This window comes from Variovorax sp. H27-G14 (genome assembly GCF_046156345.1).
Lineage (GTDB): Bacteria > Pseudomonadota > Gammaproteobacteria > Burkholderiales > Burkholderiaceae_C > Variovorax.
This window is the reverse complement of record NZ_JAYLVN010000013.1, coordinates 76,376-94,410: the sequence shown is the minus strand read 5'-3', so window position 1 is coordinate 94,410 and position 18,035 is coordinate 76,376. Positions and strand designations below refer to the sequence as shown.

The window sequence follows — 18,035 nt, the reverse complement described above, 5'->3', positions numbered from 1 at the left end:
GCAGCAAAGGGCGGCTTCGCAGATCAACCAACTCTTGAGGGACTTCCCATGAAAAAACATCTTCTCGTTCTGGCCATCGCTTCCAGCTGCTTCGCAATGACCGCCGCCAACGCTGCCGGCACCATGACCAAGGACCAGTACAACGTGGCCAAGGAAAAGATCTCGGCCGACTACAAGGTCTCCAAGGCCAAGTGCGACACGCTGAAGGACAACGCCAAGGACGTGTGCGAGAAGGAAGCCAAGGGCACCGAAAACGTGGCCAAGGCCCAGCTCGAACAAGACTACAAGCCCACCCCCGGCCACGCCAAGAAGGTCGCTGAAGAAACCGCCACCATGAACTACGAAGTGGCCAAGGAAAAGTGCGACGACCAGTCGGGCGACGCCAAGAGCGCTTGCGTGAACCAGGCCAAGGCCGATCACGACAAGGCCAAGGTCGACATCAAGGCCATGAAGGGCTAAGCCCTCGTGAAATAAAAAAAGGCGCCGTTGGCGCCTTTTTTTTTGTCTGCGTTTTCGCCTTTGTGGCGGTGCCTACTTGGCGACAGCGTTCAGGCGATGCGCCAGAAAGAAGCGCAGCATTTCGGCGCTGGCGTCGATGCCGTCCGGCTGCGTGTAGCTGCCCTTCGCATCACCGCCCGACCACGCATGCCCCGCGCCGTGCAGCCGCCAATGCTCCGCTGCTGCATGGCCTGCAGATGCCGGGTACAGCGTTCGCGTGAAGCGCCGCCCCGCCGCGGAGCTGCCTTCGATGGCCGGCCCGGGTGTGGCACCGGCCAGCACGGCCAGGCCGTTGTTCACATGCACGGTGGTGTCCGCGTCGCCATGGAAAACGATGGTGGGCGGTGCCGTGGCGCTCTGCGTTCCAGCATGTGCGTGTGCTGGTGACGCGCCGGTTCGCATGGCCGTCAACGCCGACATCATGTCGCTCGCCGCGCCATGCGCCAGGCCCGAGTGCACGCCGACCGCCGCATAGATGTCCGGGTAGCAATGGCCCAGCACATCGGCCATGGCGCCGCCCGCCGACAGGCCCGCCACGTAGACCCGGGCCGCGTCGGCCTGCTGCTGCGCCACGATGTGCTGCGTGAGCGCGGCCAGCAAGGCCGGCTCGCCGCGGCCGCGCTGCTGGTGCTGGGTCTTGAACCAGTTCCAGCATTTCTGGCCGTGCGAGCGCTGCGCCTGTTCGGGGTAGAGCACGATCGCACCCTGTTGCCTGGCGTGATCGTTCATGCCTGTGCCGGTGGCGAAGTCTGCCGCGTCCTGCGTGCAGCCGTGCAGCATCACGACCAGCGGCCGGGGAGTTGCGGGCTGCCCTGCGTCGCATGCGGGCACGAACAGCCTGTAGTCGATGGTGCGGCCCTGGTGCGTGAACGTGTCTTTGGTCCATTGCTCGGCGCTGTTCGATGAGGGCGTTGGCGTCGGCGATGGCGATGGCGGCTGTGCGGCTTGCTCGCGCCCGATCTCGCGCGCCTCGGCTTCGATCACATCGGCATCGGCCATGGGTGCTGTGCTCGGCATGGGAGTGGTCGTCGAAGCAGCCTGCGAATCGGCCCCGCCGCGCAGCGCCCGCTGGATTGCTTCGGTCGCCTCGGCCAGTCGGCCGTTGCGCGTGAGGTGGGCGGCCTCGTTCATCAGGCCCGCGAAAAGTGGATTCATGGAGTGGCCTTGAGGTGGTGAGTGTGTGGAGAAGTGGCTAGCGGATGCGGCCGGCCAGCGCGGCCTTGACGGCCGGCGACGCGTGCAGCGCACCGAGCACGGTGATCGATTCGATGGCCGCGCCGGCCAGCTCGGGGCTCACGTCGGGCGCGATCACCGCCAGGCCCAGCACGCGCACCTGCAGCTGTTCGCCCGCGGCCTGCACGGCCTGCAGGTCGGCTGCGGAAAAGGTCTGCAGCCCCAGCACCAGCATCTTGCGAGACACCGCCTGGCGCAGCGCGTCGCCATGCGAAGCGAGGTGCGTGCGAATGGCGGTGCGAATGAAGTCGGTGCGGTTCGAATAAAAGCCCTCGGCCACCAGCAGATCGATGTGGCCCAGGTCGACGAAGCCCATGTTGATGGTGATCTTCTCGGACTCGGGCGTCTTGAGGGAGACGGGCGGCGGAGGTGTCTTGGAAGGCATGCGCCATCCTATCACCATCCATATGGATGGTGGATGGATGGCTATAGGATGGTTTGTAAGTCTTTGCGGCCCCTGCCGCCAAGGCTTATGTGCTCGTGAAAACCAGCACCGACCGCCCCGTCACCAGGTATTCCGTCCAGCTGGCAGCAGCGTCCGTTCCCAATGCCGGATCGGCCGTGTCGATCTTCAAGCTCCATGCACCCGCAGGCGGCGGGGGCAGCGTGAAGGGCACCGCGTCTTGCCAAGCGTTGAACACCAACAGCACGCTAGGGTCGTGCGCTTCCAGCGGCAGGGCCGAGGCCGGCGCGCGGCCGTCCAGCAGCAGCGCGAACGAGCGCGTCTGCGGGTCTTCCCAATGCGGCGCCTGCATTTCTTCGCCAGCAGGCGTGAACCAGGTCGAGTCTTTCGCGCCGATGTCCTCGAACCAGGCGCCGGCCAGGAAGCGGTTGCGCCGCAGCACCGGCTGCTCCTTGCGCAAGGCGAGCAGGCGCGCGGTGAAATCTGCCAGCGCACGCGAAGGCTCGTCTTGCGCTGCGGCCCAGTCGACCCAAGAGATCGGGCTGTCCTGGCAGTAGGCGTTGTTGTTGCCCTGCTGCGTGCGGCCGAACTCGTCGCCGGCCAGCAGCATGGGCGTGCCTTGCGACAGCATCAGCGTAGCAAGCTGGTTGCGTTGCTGGCGCGCGCGCAGCGCGAGCACGGCTTCGTCGTCGGTGGGGCCTTCGACGCCGCAGTTCCATGAGCGGTTGTCGGAGTGGCCGTCTCGGTTGTCTTCGCCGTTGGCGTCGTTGTGCTTTTCGTTGTAGCTCACCGTGTCCGCCAGCGTGAAGCCGTCGTGCGCGCTGATGAAGTTGACGCTGGCCCAGGGCCTGCGCCCGCGCTGGTTGAAGCGGTCGCCGCTGGCGGTGAGGCATTGCGCCAGCTTGCCGGCCATGCCTTCGTCGCCCTTCCAGTAGGCACGCACGGTGTCGCGGAACTGGTCGTTCCATTCGGCCCAGCCGGGCGGAAAGCCGCCGACCTGGTAGCCGCCGGGGCCGATGTCCCACGGCTCGGCAATGAGTTTGATGCTGGAGAGCACCGGGTCCTGCCGGCAGCTCTTGAGGAAACCGCCGCCTTCGTCGAAGCCGTGCGGCTCGCGCGCGAGGATGGTGGCCAGGTCGAAGCGAAAGCCGTCCACGCGCATCTCTGTCACCCAGTAGCGCAGGCTGTCCATCACCATCTGCAGCACGCGCGGGTGGCTCAGGTTGACGGTGTTGCCGGTGCCGGTGTCGTTGATGTAGTAGCGCGGGGTGTCGGGCAGCAGGCGGTAGTAGCTGGCGTTGTCGATGCCCTTGAATGAGATGGTCGGGCCCAGCTCGTTGCCCTCGGGCGTGTGGTTGTAGACCACGTCCAGAATCACCTCGAGCCCATGCGCATGGAAGCGGTCGACCATGTGCTTGAACTCGTCGATGTGCGGGCCGTCCATGTAGCGCGGGTCCAGCGCAAAGAAGCCGATGGTGTCGTAGCCCCAGAAGTTGGTGAGGTCCTTCTCCAGCAGCGACGACTGGTTCAGAAACATCTGCACCGGCAGCAGCTCCACGCTGGTCACGCCCAGCGCGCGAATGGGCGCCAGCACCTCGTCGCGCGCCATGCCGGCGAAGGTGCCGCGAAAGTGCTCGGGCACCGCGGGGTGTTGCATGGTGAAGCCGCGCACATGGGTTTCGTAGAAGACGGTTTCCTTCCATGGCACGCGCAGCGCGTCGGTCTGCGTCCACTCGAAGCGCGAATCGACCACCACGCACTTGGGCACGAAGGGGGCGCTGTCGCGCTCGTCGAAGCTCAGGTCGCCATCTTCGTGGCCCACGGTGTAGCCGAACACCTCCGGGCCCCATTTCAGCTCGCCCATGTGGGCCTTGGCGTAGGGGTCGAGCAGCAGCTTGTGGTGGTTGAAGCGGTGGCCCTTTTCGGGCTCGTAGGGGCCGTGCACGCGCAGGCCGTAGCGCGCGCCGGGCTTCAGGCCGGGCACGAAGCCGTGCCACACCTCGTCGGTGTATTCGGGCAGCGTGACGCAGCCGATCTGCGTGGTGCCGGCCTCGTCGAAGATGCACACCTGCACCTGCGTGGCATGGGCCGAGAACACGGCAAAGTTGACGCCGTCGCCCGTGAAGGTCGACCCGAGGGGATGCGAGGTGCCTTCCAGCACGGTCAGGGGCTGGTGAGCGGAGGGGGAGTCGGCCATGGGTGGGAGGGTGTGGGTGCGTGGAGGAACTGCCGAGTGTCCATGCCCGCGCGGGCGCCTCCGGCAGTCATTGGCGCAGCCGCGCGTAGGCGGCGCGCCCATCCCGTTATTTGGCCCCACCGATGAACGCGTTTTGAAAGGCGGCCCGGTTACCCTTTCAACGACACCGCCGTCATGCCCGCATGACGGCGGCCTTCATCGACCAGGGAGTACAGCGTGTTCACGACAGTGATCTTGTGGGTGATCGCCATCGGTTGGCTGGTGGCCAACGGCCTGTGGGCGCAGAAGCCGTCGCCCCTGCATGCGCGCTGGCGCAGGGCGTGGGCCTGGGCGCTGGCCGGCGGCTGTGCCGGCGCGGCCGTTGCGGTTCTTGTGAGCGGCATTGGCCCTGTCGGCGCGATGCTTGGCGCCGTGGTGGCATGGGTGGTGGCCACGCTGATCGGGCGCCGGCGCAACCAAGGCCAGCCGCCCGCACCCTGAAGCGCTCTACTTGTCGTGGTGCAGATAGCTGGCCTGCTTGGGCAGCAGCAGGCTCACCAGAAAGGCCACGCCCATCATGGCGGTCACGTACCAGTAGAAGTACGACTCGTGGCCGATCGACTTCAGCCCCAGCGCCACGTATTCGGCACTGCCGCCGAAGATGGCGTTGCCCACCGCGTACGACAGGCCCACGCCCAGCGCGCGCACTTCAGGCGGGAACATCTCGGCCTTCACGATGCCGCTGATCGAGGTGTAGAAGCTCACCACCGCCAGCGCCACGGTGATCAGCACGCCGGCCATCAGCGGGCTGCCCACGTTCTGCAGGTTGCTCAGCACCGGCACCGTCATCAGCGCGCCCAGCGCGCCGAACAGCAGCATGTTGGTGCGACGGCCGATGCGGTCGGACAGCGCACCGAACACCGGCTGCATGCACATGTAGATGAACAGGCAGGCCGTCATGATGTTGCTGGCGGTCTTGATCGACATGCCGGCCGAGTTCACCAGGTACTTCTGCATGTAGGTGGTGAAGGTGTAGAAGATCAGCGAGCCGCCAGCCGTGTAGCCCAGCACCACCAGGAACGCGCGCTTGTGGTGGGTGAACAGCTCGCGCATGGTGCCTGCGCCCTTGGCGGCGCGGGTCTGGGTGCTGGCGGTTTCGGTCAGCGTGCGGCGCAGCATCAGCGCCACCACCGCGGCCAGCGCGCCCAGCACGAAGGGAATGCGCCAGCCCCAGCTCTTGAGCTCGGGCTCGTCCAGCACTTGCTGCAGCACCACCACGACCACCACGGCCAGAAGCTGGCCGCCGATCAGCGTGACGTACTGAAACGACGAGAAAAAGCCGCGCTGTCCGCGCATGGCCACTTCGCTCATGTAGGTGGCGGTGGTGCCGTACTCGCCACCGACCGACAGGCCCTGCAGCAGGCGCGCGGCCAGCAGCAGCGCGGGTGCGGCGGCGCCGATCTGCGCATAGGTGGGCAGGCAGGCAATGATCAGCGAGCCCACGCACATCATGGTGACCGAGACCACCATCGAGGTCTTGCGGCCCTTGCGGTCGGCCAGCCGGCCGAACAGCCAGCCGCCCACCGGGCGCATCAGGAAACCAGCGGCGAACACGCCGGCGGTGTTGAGCAGTTGCACCGTCGGGTCTGATTTGGGGAAGAACGCCGGCGCGAAGTAGATGGCGCAGAAGGCGTACACGTAGAAGTCGAACCACTCCACCAGGTTGCCGGAGGAGGCGGCAAAGATGGCGAAGATGCGCTTGCGCTTTTCTTCGAAGGTGTACGGGGTGTTGTTGCTGTCGTCGTCGGAGGCGGCCGTGGGGGCGCTGCCGGCATTGGCGAGGGTGGTCATTGTGGGAGTCCTTGTCGTCTTGCCGCCGAGTCTGCTCGGCGCACGCCCGGCTGTCGTCCGTAGCCGCCCGCCGCGCGGCTACGTATCGGTACGCAAGGGTAAATACTTAGAAAGACTTACCGCCCCTGCCACTGACCGGAGTTTTGCCATGGCTGCAAGCGCATTGATACAGGCCCGCATCGCCGCCCACGTGAAGGAACGCGCCACCGAGGTGCTTGGCAACATCGGCCTCACCGTCTCGGATGTGGTGAGGATCGTGCTGACCCGTGTAGCCAGGGAGGCGTTTGGCGAAAATCGTCGGGCGACCGCGTCCGGCCCCACTACGGTCAGTGAGCAACTTGCATCAATCAGACCAATGTCAGCCGTTCCCGGGCCAACTTTGTTCCCTCTGCCAGCGCCCGCAGCTTGCGCCACGCCACATCCCGCCCCATCGGCGCCAGCCCGCAATTCGTGCACGGGAACAGACGCTCCTTGGGCACGAATTCCAGCGCCCGACCGATGGCGTCGGCCACTTGCTCGGGCGTTTCCACCACGTCGCTGGCCACGTCGATCACACCGACCATCACGTCCTTGCCGACCAGCAGCTTCATGATGTCGGGCGGCACGTGGGAATTGATGCTTTCCAGGCTCACCTGGTCGATGCTGCTTTTGGCGAGTGCAGGGAACACCGTCTCGTACTGGCGCCATTCCTCGCCCAGCGTGCTTTTCCAGTCGGTGTTGGCCTTGATGCCGTAGCCGTAGCAGATGTGCACCGCCGTCGTGCAAGTGAGGCCCTGCGCCGCGCGCTCCAGCGCCTGCACGCCCCAGTCGGCGGCATCTTTCATGTAGACGTTGAACGCGGGTTCGTCGAACTGGATGATGTCCACGCCGTCGGCCTGCAGAGCGAGAGCTTCCTGGTTGAGCAGTTCGGCAAACGCGAAGGCCATTTCGACTTTGTCGCCGTAGAAGCGGTCCGCCACGGTGTCGACGATGGTCATGGGGCCGGGCAGGGTGAACTTCAGCTTCTTCTTCGTGTGCGCCCGCGCCAACTGCGCTTCGAAGGCATGCACGCGGCCCTTGAGGCGCAGCGCCGAAACCACCTGCGGCACCATCGCGTCGTAGCGGTTGTCGCGGATGCCCATCTTCACCTTGTGCTCGAAGTCGATGCCTTCGACTTGCTCGAGAAAGCCGTGCACGAAGTGCTGGCGCGCCTGCTCGCCGTCGCCCACGATGTCCAGGCCAGCGTCCTCCTGCGCCTTGATCCACAGCAGGGTGGCGTCGGCCTTGGCCTGGCGCAGCGCATCGCCTTCGGCCATCCATTGCGGCCAGAGCTTGTTGGTTTCGGCCAACCAGGCCGGCTTAGGCAGGCTGCCGGCAATCGAGGATTCAAATAGTTTTTTCATTACGATGGTCTGTGGTTTTTGGTTTCTCAATGCACGAAATCGGCAGCCCATTCTGCAAGAACATTCTTGTACGGCTTGATGAAGTGCTCCTCCGTGAATTTGCCCTGCTTTACCGCCAACTGGCCACGCTCCTCCCGGTCATAGACAATCCGAGTTAGCGAATAATCCGAATTTTTCAAATTTGGCTGATAGAAACTCCCGGCTGCCGAGTTGGCGTTATAAATCTCGGGCCTATAGATTTTTTGAAAAGTTTCCATCGTGCTGATGGTGCCGATCAACTCAAGATCCGTATAGTCGCCCAGCAAATCGCCGAGAAAGTAAAAAGCCAAAGGCGCAACGCTATTGGGCGGCATGAAAAAGCGAACGCGCAAACCCATTTTTTCGAAGTACCGGTCCGTCGAGGAAAGCGCATTCTGCCGATATTCGACGCCCAGGACAGGGTGTCGATTTTCTGTTCGGTGGTAGGTCTTGCTGCTCGAGGCGCTGATGCAGATTACCGGCGGTTTGCTGAAGTATTCCTGGTATGCATTGGAGCTCAGAAAGTGCTTGAACAGCTTCCCGTGCAAGTTGCCAAAATCGTTTGGCGCGCCGAACTCGGTCTTGTTGATGTTGTGCTCCGGGAGCAGTACGCTGAAGTCGTAGTCACGTAAGTAAGAAGAAAAATTATTCCCGGCAATGCCTTCGATGCGTTTGCTCGTTTTTTTGTCAATGATGTTCGGTTTGAGTATCTCGATCAAAGGAAATACATCATTTTTACCGTCGGCATCAATCTTCATCTCCGCGGAGATGATTTCAAGTTCGACGCAATAGCGATCACCTGTCGGATTGTCCCAATGCGCCAGGTTATTGAATCGATTGTCAATCATCCTCAGGGTGTTGCGCAGGTTCTCCTGGCGACCATGCCCGCGGGCTAAATTGGCAAAGTTGGTGGTTGCGCGCGTGTTGTCCGACGGGTGATAGTTTTCATCGAAGCAAATGCTCTTGATGCTGAATGTGAACGGTTTGCTCATGGTGGTCTGGTCGTTGATTCTTGGGATGAAAGCCGTTTCTTGTTTCAGGCCGTGAACACTTCCTCAGCGGGGGCTGATCGTGCCTGGCGCGTCAATTCCACCAATGGCAATGCCCGTTCAACTGCCAGCCTGGCACGATGGATCAGGGCCTCGTTCTGCAGGCGGTAGTCCACAAAGTCGCTGTCGGTCGCGTAGACGCCCAAGGGCAATGCGCGTGCCTGGAAGAAGCTGAACAGCGGTCGCAGCTGGTGGTCGATTACCAAGGCATGGCGCTCGCTGCCGCCCGTGGCAGCCAACAAGACGGGCTTGTCGATCAAGGCGTCCTGGTGAATGAAGTCGAAGAAGTGCTTGAACAGTCCCGTGTAAGAGCCACGGTAGACCGGTGTTGCCACGACCAGAACGTCCGCTTGCTCGACCGCGGCAAGTTCCCGCTCCACCGCGCCGGGCAGCTGGGCGCGCCACACGGCGCCCGCAAATTGCGGCGCGAGCCGGCCCAGTTCGATCAGGTGTTGTTCGCACGGGACTTCGTCGGCAATCAGGTCCAGCAGGTGCTCTGACAGGGCGACAGCCCTGGAGGGACGTTGAAGTCCGCCGGAGACCGCGACTACACGGAGTGGACGTGTCATTTTTACTTTCATAAGGATGGATCCATGCGACGCCAGCGCTGCCGTTTGCGAGCGTTCGACAGAATCGCTGCGACGGTTGGGCCGTCTTGTTTTTCAATGCGAACAAACAATGGAAATGGATGCTAGAGACTAAGCCTCATGAAGTAAAATGGTCTTATTTCAACAATCCATGAACCTGGTTCATTTGAATGCTTGAGCGCATCCATCTCAACATCGTCCGGCAAGTCGAGAAGCAAGGGTCGTTGACGGCCGCGGCGGGCGTGCTGAACTTGACCCAGTCGGCTCTGAGCCACAGCGTGAAGAAGCTGGAGCAACAACTGGGCACCGACGTCTGGCTGCGCGAAGGGCGAAACCTGCGCCTGACGCAGGCCGGTCAGTACCTGCTGGCGGTGGCGAACCGGGTGCTGCCGCAACTGGACCTGGCCGAAGAGCGCCTGGGCCAGTTCGCGCAGGGCGAGCGCGGTGCGCTGCGCATCGGCATGGAATGCCATCCTTGCTACCAGTGGCTGCTCAAGGTGGTGTCACCCTATCTGGCTGCATGGCCCGACGTGGACGTGGACGTCAAGCAGAAGTTCCAGTTCGGCGGCATCGGCGCGCTCTTCGGCTACGAGATCGATTTGCTGGTCACGCCCGACCCGCTGTACAAGCCGGGGCTGAAGTTCGAGCCCGTGTTCGACTACGAGCAGGTGCTGGTCGTGGCCAAGGGCCATGCGCTGGCAACGGTGGCCTACGTGACGCCCCAGCAACTGACCCAGGAAGTGCTCATCAGTTACCCCGTGGACATCGAGCGCCTGGACATCTACAACCAGTTTCTGCTGCCGGCCGGTGTCACGCCCAAGCGTCACAAAGCCATTGAAACCACCGACATCATTCTTCAGATGGTTGCCAGCAGCCGCGGTGTGGCGGCACTGCCGCGCTGGCTGGTCGAGGAGTACGCGGCCAGGATGGACGTTGTGCCTGTACGGCTGGGCCAGCGCGGCATCGCCAAGCAGATCTTCCTGGGGGCACGCGAAGGGGACACCGCCATTGACTACGTGCGGGCCTTCATCGAATTGGCGCGCCAATCGTCCAGCTTGGCCCCAATGGACGATCTAGCCTGACCTCCCTCGCCGAAAACGAGCCCCAAGCTATCTCGGCTTAGAGCCATGTGCCAACTGGAGGCTGAGTTGTATTGCAGCTCTGCTTCATTTTTTATTTTTGAAATTCTATGGAAATCAAGGTCAAATTTCTCGACAAACTCCGCTTGGAAGCCAAGTTTGACGATTTCACGGTGGTGGCCGATCAGCCTGTCCGCTACAAAGGCGACGGCTCGGCGCCGGGTCCGTTCGACTATTTCCTGGCCTCATCGGCTTTGTGCGCAGCCTACTTTGCGAAGCTGTACTGCGTTACGCGCAATATTCCAACGGACAATATTCGCCTGTCGCAAAACAATATCGTTGATCCTGAAAATAGATACAAGCAAATTTTCAAGATCCAGCTGGAATTGCCGGCAGACATGTCCGAAAAGGATCGTCAAGGCATCTTGCGTTATATCGATCGCTGTACGGTCAAGAAGGTCGTGCAGGCCAGTCCTGATTTTGTCATTGAAGAGGTGGAAAACCTGGACGCCAATGCCCAGGCCTTGCTGACGTTGCACCCGTCTTCCGAATTCAAAACGGTTGTCCAAGGCAAAGATCTGCCGCTGGAGCAGACCATTGCCAATATGGCTGGCATTTTGGCCGAATTGGGTATGAAGATTGAAATATCTTCATGGCACAACATTATTCCAAACGTTTGGTCGCTGCATATCCGCGACGCGCACTCGCCCATGTGTTTTACCAATGGCAAAGGGTCGACCAAAGAAAGTGCTTTGGCATCTGCGCTGGGGGAGTTTATTGAGCGCCTGAACTGCAACCATTTTTACAGCGCCAGTTTCTGGGGCGCAGAATTCGACGATGCCGCGTTTTTGCACTATCCCAATGAGCGATGGTTCAAGCCAGGCGCTGGCGATTTGCTGCCAGCCGGTATTCTCGATGCGCACTGCCGACAAATCTACGATCCCGATGGCGAATTGCGCGGCTCGCATCTGTACGACATCAACTCCGGTAACTTAGAGCGCGGCATCTGTTCGCTGCCGTTTGTGCGCCAGTCTGACGGCCATGTGGTTTATTTCCCATCCAACCTGGTCGAAAACCTGTACATGAGCAATGGCATGAGCGCTGGCAACACGCTGGCTGAGGCGCAGGTGCAGTGTCTTTCAGAAATATTCGAACGGGCGGTGAAGCGCGAAATTCTGGAGGGTGAAATCGCACTGCCAGATGTGCCGCCCGAGGTGCTGGCTAAATACCCAAGCATCCTGGCTGGCATTCAGGGGTTGGAAGCAGAGGGATTTCCGGTGTTGGTGAAAGACGCCTCGCTGGGTGGGGTGTACCCGGTGATGTGTGTGACCTTGATGAATCCGAAGACGGGCGGTGTGTTTGCCTCATTCGGCGCGCACCCGTGCCTGGAAATTGCGCTGGAACGTAGTCTCACGGAATTGCTGCAGGGGCGCAGTTTTGAAGGCTTGAACGATTTGCCTCAGCCGACCTTCAACAGCAATGCGGTGACAGAGCCAAACAACTTTGTCGAGCATTTCATCGACTCCAGCGGCATCGTGTCGTGGCGGTTTTTCAGCGCGAACTTCGATTTCGATTTTGTCGAATGGGATTTCTCCGGCCAGGGCGCGGATTCCAATGCGCAAGAGGTCGCCTCCCTGCTCGCAATTCTCGAAGGCATGAACAAGGAGGTCTATATGGCGGTATACGACCAGCTGGGTGCAACGGCCTGTCGAATGCTGGTACCCGGTTTTTCCGAGATTTATCCAATCGAAGATCTGATCTGGGACAACACCAACAAGGCCCTGCCGTTTCGGGCCGACATTCTGAACCTTCATCGCCTCGACGACACCCAACTGGCCGGACTGCTGGACCGGTTGACGCAGAGCGACGTCGATGAACACAGTGACATCGCCACGTTGATCGGCATCGAGTTTGATGAAAATACGGCGTGGGGTCAGCTCACACTTCTGGAATTGAAGCTGCTGATTCATCTCGCCTTGAAGCAATTTGAAGATGCACAGGACCTGGTGTCGAGTTTCCTGCAATACAACGACAACACGCTCGACCGCCAATTGTTTTATCAGGCCGTCAATGCGGTGCTTGAAGTCGTGCTTGACGAAGAGTTGGAGCTGGGGGACTACGTGCTCAATTTCCGCCGAATGTTCGGTGACTCGCGGATGGATGCGGTCATGGGATCGGTGGACGGCAGCGTGCGCTTTTTTGGCCTCACGCCAACCAGCTTGAAACTGGAAGGCCTCGATAGGCACCAGCGCCTGATCGACAGCTACAGGAAAGTTCACGCGGCACGCGCCAATGCGGCCATTCAGCCGACGCGCCAGTCGTCCAGCCTTGCCCCGCAGAGGAATGCCACATGAGTGCAGGTGCTTAATTTCCGGAGGGTGGGGGAGACGCATCGTGTTCGCCTCCTCCGATTCTTCACAGTGCGCAGTTGTGGCCGAGCGAGTCGACCGGCCTTTCGTGAGCCGGTCTTTTCGTGGTTCTGGCCTTGGCCAACGCGCGCCACGCGCACCTCACTGAATCACGCAAGCGCTACAGCCCGTGTTCCCTCAGGAACCGGTCCAGCTGGTGGCTGTTCGACAGCCCCAGCTTGGCGAACACATGGGCGCGGTGGGTTTCCACGGTGCGTTGCTCCAGCGGCGCCAGCGCCTGGGCGATCTGTTTGTTGGGCTTGCCTTCGGCCACCAGCCGGGCCACCTGCATCTCGCGCGGGGTGAGCTTGTCCCACAGCGCCTGCGCGGCCTGTCGGGCCTGGCGGCGCACGGCAATCTCGCCGGCCCGCTCCAGCGCGCGGGCGATGCTGTCGAGCAGGCGTTCGTCGTTGCAAGGCTTTTCGAGCCAGCCGAAGGCGCCGTTCTGCACCGCCTCCACCGCCATCGGAATGTCGCCGTGGCCGGACAGAAACACCACCACCAGCGGACTGTCCTGCGCGCGCAGCGCGTCGAACACCTGCAGTCCGCTCACGCCGTCCATGCGCAGGTCGAGAATGACGCAGCCCGCGCGCTGCAGGTCGGCGCCGGCCAGAAAGGCCTCGCCAGACGCAAAGGTCTGCACCGCGTAGCCGCGCGACAGCAGCAGCAGGCCGAGCGAGCGGCGCACGGCCTCGTCGTCGTCGACCACGCACAGGTTGTTGGCAAGGGCGTTCATGGAGGTGAGGTTTCCAGCGCAAGGGTGAACACGGTGCCACCGCCCGCCCGGTGGGCGAACGAGAGGCGCCCGCGATGGGCTTCCACGATGGTGCGGCAGATGTTCAGCCCCAGCCCCAGGCCACCGGCCTTGGTGGTGAAGAAGGGCGCGAACACCTGCTCGGCCAGCGCGTCGTCGATGCCCGCGCCGCGGTCGCCCACGCGAATGTGCATGCGCCCGTCCAGCAGCTCGGCCTCGATGTCGACCACGCGCTGCTCCGCGGGCGTGGCCTGCATCGCCTGCAGGCTGTTGGACACCAGGTTCAGCAGCACCTGCTCCAGCAGCACGCGGTCGCCGCGCACCGGGGGCAGGCCGGCGGGCATGCGCACCTCGGCGCGCGCCTGGCGCTGGCGCATTTCGCCCTGCAGCAACGCAAGCGCATTGGCCACCAGTGCGCTCACGGCGCAGTCTTCGGTGCCAACGGTGCGCTGTCGCACGAAGCCGCGAATGCGCCGCACGATCTCCGCGCTGCGCTGGGCCTGCGCCATGGTCTCGTCCAGGCTGCTCACCAACAGCGGCTGGTTGCCCTGCTCGGCAAAGGCCTTGGCCGCGCTCGCGAAATTGCTCAATGCCATCAACGGCTGGTTGAGCTCATGGGCCAGCGTGGAGGCCATCTCGCCCAGGCTGGCAAGGCGCTGCGCATGCTGCAGCTGCTCGTCGTTCTGGCGCTGGCGCAGCTCGGCGCGCTTTTGCTCGGTGATGTCGACCACCGAGCTCATCCAGCCGCTGTGCGCGCCGTCGGCGTCGATCAGCGGCGCGGTGTAGACCATGGTGATCACCTCGTGCCCGTCGCGGTGCCGCAGGCGCGACTCGAAGCCCGAGCGCGCGGGCTGCCCGCTCATCATGGCGTCGTAGTGGTGCCAGTGCTGGTTGACGTCGTCGGGGTGCCAGTAGGGGTAGGGCGGCAGCTTGCCGAGCAGCTCGTCGGCGCCGTAGCCGGTCATGTCGCAGAAGGCCGGGTTGACGTAGGTGATGCGGCCCTGGCGGTCGCGTGCGCGCATGCCCACCAGCAGCGAGTCTTCCATGGCCTTGCGAAAGGCATGGGCCTCGTCCAGCGCGTGGGTGCGTTCGCGCACGCGCAGCTCCAGGTCGCGCCGCGCATCGCGCTGTTCGGCAAAGCGGCGCTCGCGCAGCCGCCAATACAGGCCGCCCAGCAGCAGCACGCCCGCGCCCAGCAGGCCCAGCATCCAGGTGCGCTCGCGCGCGCGGGTGACCTCGGCGTGGTCGGCCATCACGGTGAGCGTCCAGCCCAGGTCGGGCAGGGGCTCGTCGACCGCCAGGAAGCGGCGCGGCTTGCCGCCGATGTCGGTGCGCACCAGGTAGCCGGGTTGGTCGTCGATGCGCTCCACCTTCCACGGCAGCGCCGCAAAGCTGGCGCGCGCGCCGTACTGCTGGTCTTGCCGCACGCGCTCGAGCTCGGCGGGGGCCAGCTCGCGGCGTGTTTGATAAAGCCACGACGGCACCGAGCTGAGAAACACCACGCCGCGCGCGTCGCTCAGCAGAATCGGTTCGCGCACGAAGGTCCAGGCCTCCTGCAGCTGGCGCAGGCTGACCTTGACCGTAACCACGCCCAGCACCGCGCCGTCTTCGGCCCGCACCGGCGCCGAGATGAACAGGCCCGGCTCCCCGGTGGTCTGGCCCACGCCGTAGAACAGGCCGCCCCGGCCCGCGCGCGCGTCGATGAAGTAGGGCCGGTTGGCATACGACTCGCCCACAAAGCTCTGCGGCGTGGCCCAGTTGCTGGCCGCCAGCGTGAGGCCGCGCAGGTCGCTGAGGTACAGCGCGTCGGAGCCCGCCTGGCGGTTCACCTCCTCGATGTAGAGGTTGGCGCGCTGCGCCGCGGCGGGGTCTTGCGGATGGGCCAGCGCGGCGCGCACCGCCGGATGCACGCCCGCGGTGAACGGCAGGTAGCTGTACTTGCCGGCCGAGTCGCGCAGGCCGAGCACGTGCACTTCCATGGCGCGGTGAATGGAGTCGGCCTGAAAGTTGGCTTCGCGCGTGCCGGCCCACTGCGCGGCCAGGCCGATCAGCAGCAGCGCGAGGGCGAGCGTGGCCAGCCAGGCGACGGCCGTGCGGGTGCGGCGGCGCACAGGGGTGGGCGCTGGCGCGGGCGTGGACGGCTGTGCGGTGGTGGCGGGAGAAAGGGGCGGCATGAAGGGGAAATCGGCGAGCGGGCCGGGCCTGGAGGCAGGGCGAATTTTGCCCCGCCCACCGACCGTGCCCGTGCAGACATCCGGCATCGGCGGGACAATGGCCGCCGCTGCGCCCTTGGCGGGCAGCGGCAGCCCTACCGGATTTTCCTTCGCGCATGTCTTCCCCGCCCACCGCTCCGAGCCAGCCCTCCCCACCCGCGTTCTCTCTTTGGCGCATCGCCGTGCCGGCCTTCGGCCCCTCGCTGCTGTTCGGCATCGGCGAAGGCGCCATCCTGCCGATCGTGCCGCTCACGGCGCGCGAGCTGGGGGCCTCGGTGCCCATTGCGGCATTGATGGTCGCGCTGATCGGCATCGGCTCGCTGGTCAACAACATTCCGGCCTCGCTGATCACCATGCGCTGGGGCGAGCGCTGGGCCATCGTGGCGGCGGGCGTGTGGAGCGGCCTGGGCATGGCGCTGTGCCTGGCCACCACGCACCTGGGCCTGTTTGCGCTGGGCTGCTTCATGGTGGGCATGTCGCAGTCGGTCTACAACCTGGCGCGGCAAAGCTACATGACCGAGGCGGTGCCGGTGGAATACCGCGCGCGGGCGCTGTCCACGCTGGGCGGTGTCATGCGCATCGGCATGTTCGCCGGGCCGTTTCTGGCGGCGGGGGCGGTGCATGTGTTCGGGCTGCCGGCGGCGTATGTGCTGGGCATCGTGGCGGTGTTGGGGGCGGCCGCGCTGGGCGCGCGCATTCCCGATCTGCAACTGCCGCCGGTGCCGCACGGCCAGCAGCCGCCCGCCCCGCCGACCATCGCCTCGACCCTGCGCGACCACCGGCATGTGTTTCTCACGCTCGGCATCGGCGTGGTGCTGGTGAGCGCGGTGCGCGCGTCGCGCCAGGCCGTCATTCCGCTGTGGGCCGACCACCTCGCGCTGGCGCCCTCGGTGGCCTCGCTGGTGTACGGCCTGGCCGGCGCGGTCGACATGCTGGTGTTCTACCCCGCGGGCAAGGTGATGGACCAGAAGGGCCGGCGCTGGGTGGCGGTGCCGTCGATGCTCATCATGGGGCTCGCGATGCTGCTGATGCCGCTGACCTCCGGCGTCTTCACGCTGCTGCTGGCGGCGATGGCCATCGGCTTCGGCAACGGCATCGGCTCGGGAATGATCATGACGCTGGGCGCCGACCATTCGCCGCGCCACGGCCGCGCGCACTTTCTGGGCGTGTGGCGGCTGATGTCGGACATCGGCGCCTCCAGCGGGCCGGCGCTGCTTTCGTTGCTGGCGGGCAGCCTGTCGCTGGCGGCGGGCATCGTGGTGACCGGGCTGATCGCGTTTGCGGCGGCGGGCACGCTGGCTTACTGGATTCCGCGGCGCGGGGATGCCGGTGGGTCCGCGAAGAGTTCAAAGAGGCCTGCGAGGTAGGGCGCGGCGCGGCGTGGCGCACGGACTCACGCGGGCGCGCGGTTCGAGCGCGCAGGCGCTCAAGCCAACGGAAGAAACTTCCGCACATGCGCCGCAAAAGCCGCCGTCAGCGCGGTCGGTGCCTTGCGGTCGAAGGCCAGCGTGACGCCCACGCTCGGCAGCGCGGGCAGCCCGTGCTCCGCCGTCAGGATCTGCAGGTCGTCGGGCACGGCGGTGCGAGTCAGCACGATCACGGCCTGGCCGGAGCGCGCCATGCCCACCAGCCCGGTGAGGCTGCTGCTCGCATAGGCCAGCCGATAGGCGCGGCCCGCGGCTTGGAGCGCCTGCCTGGGCAGCACATGGTCCAGCGCGTCGGGCGAGGCCAGCGCCAGCGGCAGCGGGTTCAGCGCCGCGGCGGCACCGCCGCGCTGGCCGACCCACACCAGCGGCTCGTGGCGGATCACCTCGCCGTCCACTCCATCACCCTCGGCACCCCCCGCCACCGACACCAGCGCCAGGTCCACCGCATGGCGCGCCAGCAGCTCGTGCAGCCGCGGCGTGGGCGCGCAGATCACCTCCAGCTGCACGCCGGGGTGCAGGCTTGCAAAGCCCTGCAGCAGGTACGGCAGAAACACGACCGCGTAGTCGTCGGGGCAGCTGAAGCGCAGCACGCCCGACAGCTGCGCGCCGCGCACGTCGGCCAGGGCTTCGTCGTGCTTGCGCAGCAGCTCCGCGGCGCGCAGCAGCAGCCGCTCGCCGGTGGCCGTGAGCGTCACGCCGCGCCCGGTGCGGTAAAGCAGCGGCTGCTCGACGATGGCTTCGAGCTTGCGCATCTGCATGCTGAGCGCCGACTGCGTGCGCCCCACGCGGGCCGCGGCCTTGCCCAGCACGCCCGTCTCCGCAATGGCGACGAAGCTGCGCAGCAGATCGATGTCGAGCGATTGGCTCACGAAATGAATTCTCCTGATACCTGAGTTCAAAACAATTCGCTTCTCCAAGCGAACCATGCTGCGTAACGTGCGTCATTTTGATCAGGAA

The 18,035-nt window shown here is 64.4% G+C and carries 15 protein-coding genes and 1 pseudogene; 6 read left to right on the top strand and 10 right to left on the bottom strand.

Annotated features, from left to right (window positions below):
* The first annotated feature begins 48 nt into the window (after positions 1-48).
* Positions 49-459: a hypothetical protein gene (locus VLK31_RS25190; protein ID WP_409171200.1), complete on the top strand. Its 411-nt coding sequence runs from the start codon at positions 49-51 to the stop codon at positions 457-459.
* A gap of 72 nt (positions 460-531) precedes the next feature.
* Here VLK31_RS25190 and VLK31_RS25185 read toward each other — a convergent pair whose 3' ends face one another.
* The 3 genes from VLK31_RS25185 to glgX all read right to left on the bottom strand — a co-directional run bounded on the left by VLK31_RS25185 (position 532) and on the right by glgX (position 4,331).
* A complete protein-coding gene (locus VLK31_RS25185; protein ID WP_409171199.1) occupies positions 532-1,653 on the bottom strand; it encodes an alpha/beta hydrolase family esterase in 1,122 nt (373 codons plus the stop codon).
* A 37-nt stretch (positions 1,654-1,690) separates the two neighbouring features.
* Positions 1,691-2,116 carry a CopG family transcriptional regulator gene (locus VLK31_RS25180; protein WP_409171198.1) on the bottom strand — a complete coding sequence of 142 codons (426 nt, stop codon included), beginning with the start codon at positions 2,114-2,116 and terminating at the stop codon, positions 1,691-1,693.
* An 85-nt stretch (positions 2,117-2,201) separates the two neighbouring features.
* Positions 2,202-4,331 carry a glycogen debranching protein GlgX gene (glgX, locus tag VLK31_RS25175; protein WP_409171197.1) on the bottom strand — a complete coding sequence of 710 codons (2,130 nt, stop codon included), beginning with the start codon at positions 4,329-4,331 and terminating at the stop codon, positions 2,202-2,204.
* Between the two features lie 216 nt (positions 4,332-4,547).
* Here glgX and VLK31_RS25170 point away from each other — a divergent pair, with 216 nt between their 5' ends.
* The gene (locus VLK31_RS25170) at positions 4,548-4,811 is read left to right on the top strand and encodes a hypothetical protein (RefSeq protein WP_409171196.1); all 264 of its coding nucleotides are present in this window, start codon (positions 4,548-4,550) and stop codon (positions 4,809-4,811) included.
* A 6-nt stretch (positions 4,812-4,817) separates the two neighbouring features.
* Here VLK31_RS25170 and VLK31_RS25165 read toward each other — a convergent pair whose 3' ends face one another.
* Entirely contained in the window at positions 4,818-6,161 is a 1,344-nt protein-coding gene (locus tag VLK31_RS25165) for an MFS family transporter (RefSeq protein ID WP_409171195.1), read from the bottom strand.
* Between VLK31_RS25165 and VLK31_RS25160 the strand changes: the two are divergent.
* Positions 6,055-6,429 (top strand): annotated as a pseudogene (locus tag VLK31_RS25160) (type II toxin-antitoxin system RelB/DinJ family antitoxin); the annotation flags it as partial. The gene VLK31_RS25165 and the pseudogene VLK31_RS25160 sit on opposite strands and share 107 nt — an antisense overlap.
* A 79-nt stretch (positions 6,430-6,508) precedes the next feature.
* Here the strand turns inward: VLK31_RS25160 and VLK31_RS25155 are convergent.
* The 3 genes from VLK31_RS25155 to msuE are packed head-to-tail and all read right to left on the bottom strand — an operon-like array spanning position 6,509 to position 9,179.
* Positions 6,509-7,543, bottom strand: a complete 1,035-nt coding sequence (locus VLK31_RS25155) for a methionine synthase (protein WP_409171194.1) — start codon at positions 7,541-7,543, stop codon at positions 6,509-6,511.
* A gap of 26 nt (positions 7,544-7,569) precedes the next feature.
* Positions 7,570-8,553: a DUF1852 domain-containing protein gene (locus VLK31_RS25150; RefSeq protein ID WP_409171193.1), complete on the bottom strand. Its 984-nt coding sequence runs from the start codon at positions 8,551-8,553 to the stop codon at positions 7,570-7,572.
* A 44-nt stretch (positions 8,554-8,597) separates the two neighbouring features.
* A complete protein-coding gene (gene msuE / locus VLK31_RS25145; protein WP_409171192.1) occupies positions 8,598-9,179 on the bottom strand; it encodes an FMN reductase in 582 nt (193 codons plus the stop codon).
* Positions 9,180-9,367: 188 nt separating this feature from the next.
* On the opposite strand from msuE, the gene VLK31_RS25140 reads away from it, so the two are divergent.
* Entirely contained in the window at positions 9,368-10,279 is a 912-nt protein-coding gene (locus tag VLK31_RS25140; RefSeq protein WP_409171191.1) for a LysR family transcriptional regulator, read from the top strand.
* A gap of 107 nt (positions 10,280-10,386) precedes the next feature.
* Entirely contained in the window at positions 10,387-12,630 is a 2,244-nt protein-coding gene (locus VLK31_RS25135; RefSeq protein WP_409171190.1) for an OsmC domain/YcaO domain-containing protein, read from the top strand.
* A 175-nt stretch (positions 12,631-12,805) separates the two neighbouring features.
* On the opposite strand, the gene VLK31_RS25130 is transcribed toward VLK31_RS25135, so the two are convergent.
* Positions 12,806-13,420, bottom strand: coding sequence for a response regulator transcription factor (locus VLK31_RS25130; protein WP_409171189.1), 615 nt, complete (start codon positions 13,418-13,420; stop codon positions 12,806-12,808).
* Positions 13,417-15,612, bottom strand: a complete 2,196-nt coding sequence (locus tag VLK31_RS25125) for a PAS domain S-box protein (protein WP_409171188.1) — start codon at positions 15,610-15,612, stop codon at positions 13,417-13,419. The genes VLK31_RS25130 and VLK31_RS25125 overlap by 4 nt, the downstream gene beginning before the upstream one ends.
* A gap of 155 nt (positions 15,613-15,767) precedes the next feature.
* Here VLK31_RS25125 and VLK31_RS25120 point away from each other — a divergent pair, with 155 nt between their 5' ends.
* Positions 15,768-17,018, top strand: coding sequence for an MFS transporter (locus VLK31_RS25120; protein ID WP_409171187.1), 1,251 nt, complete (start codon positions 15,768-15,770; stop codon positions 17,016-17,018).
* Positions 17,019-17,077: 59 nt separating this feature from the next.
* Here the strand turns inward: VLK31_RS25120 and VLK31_RS25115 are convergent, their stop codons facing one another.
* Positions 17,078-17,947, bottom strand: coding sequence for a LysR family transcriptional regulator (locus VLK31_RS25115; RefSeq protein ID WP_409171186.1), 870 nt, complete (start codon positions 17,945-17,947; stop codon positions 17,078-17,080).
* Positions 17,948-18,035: the final 88 nt, after the last annotated feature.

Excerpts from the sequence above, each read along its gene's own strand:
- VLK31_RS25155 (WP_409171194.1), bottom strand. The coding sequence starts at position 7,543 with ATGAAAAAACTATTTGAATCCTCGATTGCCGGCAGCCTGCCTAAGCCG.
- VLK31_RS25165 (WP_409171195.1), bottom strand. The coding sequence starts at position 6,161 with ATGACCACCCTCGCCAATGCCGGCAGCGCCCCCACGGCCGCCTCCGAC.
- VLK31_RS25120 (WP_409171187.1), top strand. The coding sequence starts at position 15,768 with ATGTCTTCCCCGCCCACCGCTCCGAGCCAGCCCTCCCCACCCGCGTTC.
- msuE (WP_409171192.1), bottom strand. The coding sequence starts at position 9,179 with ATGACACGTCCACTCCGTGTAGTCGCGGTCTCCGGCGGACTTCAACGT.
- VLK31_RS25130 (WP_409171189.1), bottom strand. The coding sequence starts at position 13,420 with ATGAACGCCCTTGCCAACAACCTGTGCGTGGTCGACGACGACGAGGCC.
- glgX (WP_409171197.1), bottom strand. The coding sequence starts at position 4,331 with ATGGCCGACTCCCCCTCCGCTCACCAGCCCCTGACCGTGCTGGAAGGC.
- VLK31_RS25125 (WP_409171188.1), bottom strand. The coding sequence starts at position 15,612 with ATGCCGCCCCTTTCTCCCGCCACCACCGCACAGCCGTCCACGCCCGCG.
- VLK31_RS25190 (WP_409171200.1), top strand. The coding sequence starts at position 49 with ATGAAAAAACATCTTCTCGTTCTGGCCATCGCTTCCAGCTGCTTCGCA.
- VLK31_RS25140 (WP_409171191.1), top strand. The coding sequence starts at position 9,368 with ATGCTTGAGCGCATCCATCTCAACATCGTCCGGCAAGTCGAGAAGCAA.
- VLK31_RS25150 (WP_409171193.1), bottom strand. The coding sequence starts at position 8,553 with ATGAGCAAACCGTTCACATTCAGCATCAAGAGCATTTGCTTCGATGAA.
- VLK31_RS25180 (WP_409171198.1), bottom strand. The coding sequence starts at position 2,116 with ATGCCTTCCAAGACACCTCCGCCGCCCGTCTCCCTCAAGACGCCCGAG.
- VLK31_RS25185 (WP_409171199.1), bottom strand. The coding sequence starts at position 1,653 with ATGAATCCACTTTTCGCGGGCCTGATGAACGAGGCCGCCCACCTCACG.
- VLK31_RS25135 (WP_409171190.1), top strand. The coding sequence starts at position 10,387 with ATGGAAATCAAGGTCAAATTTCTCGACAAACTCCGCTTGGAAGCCAAG.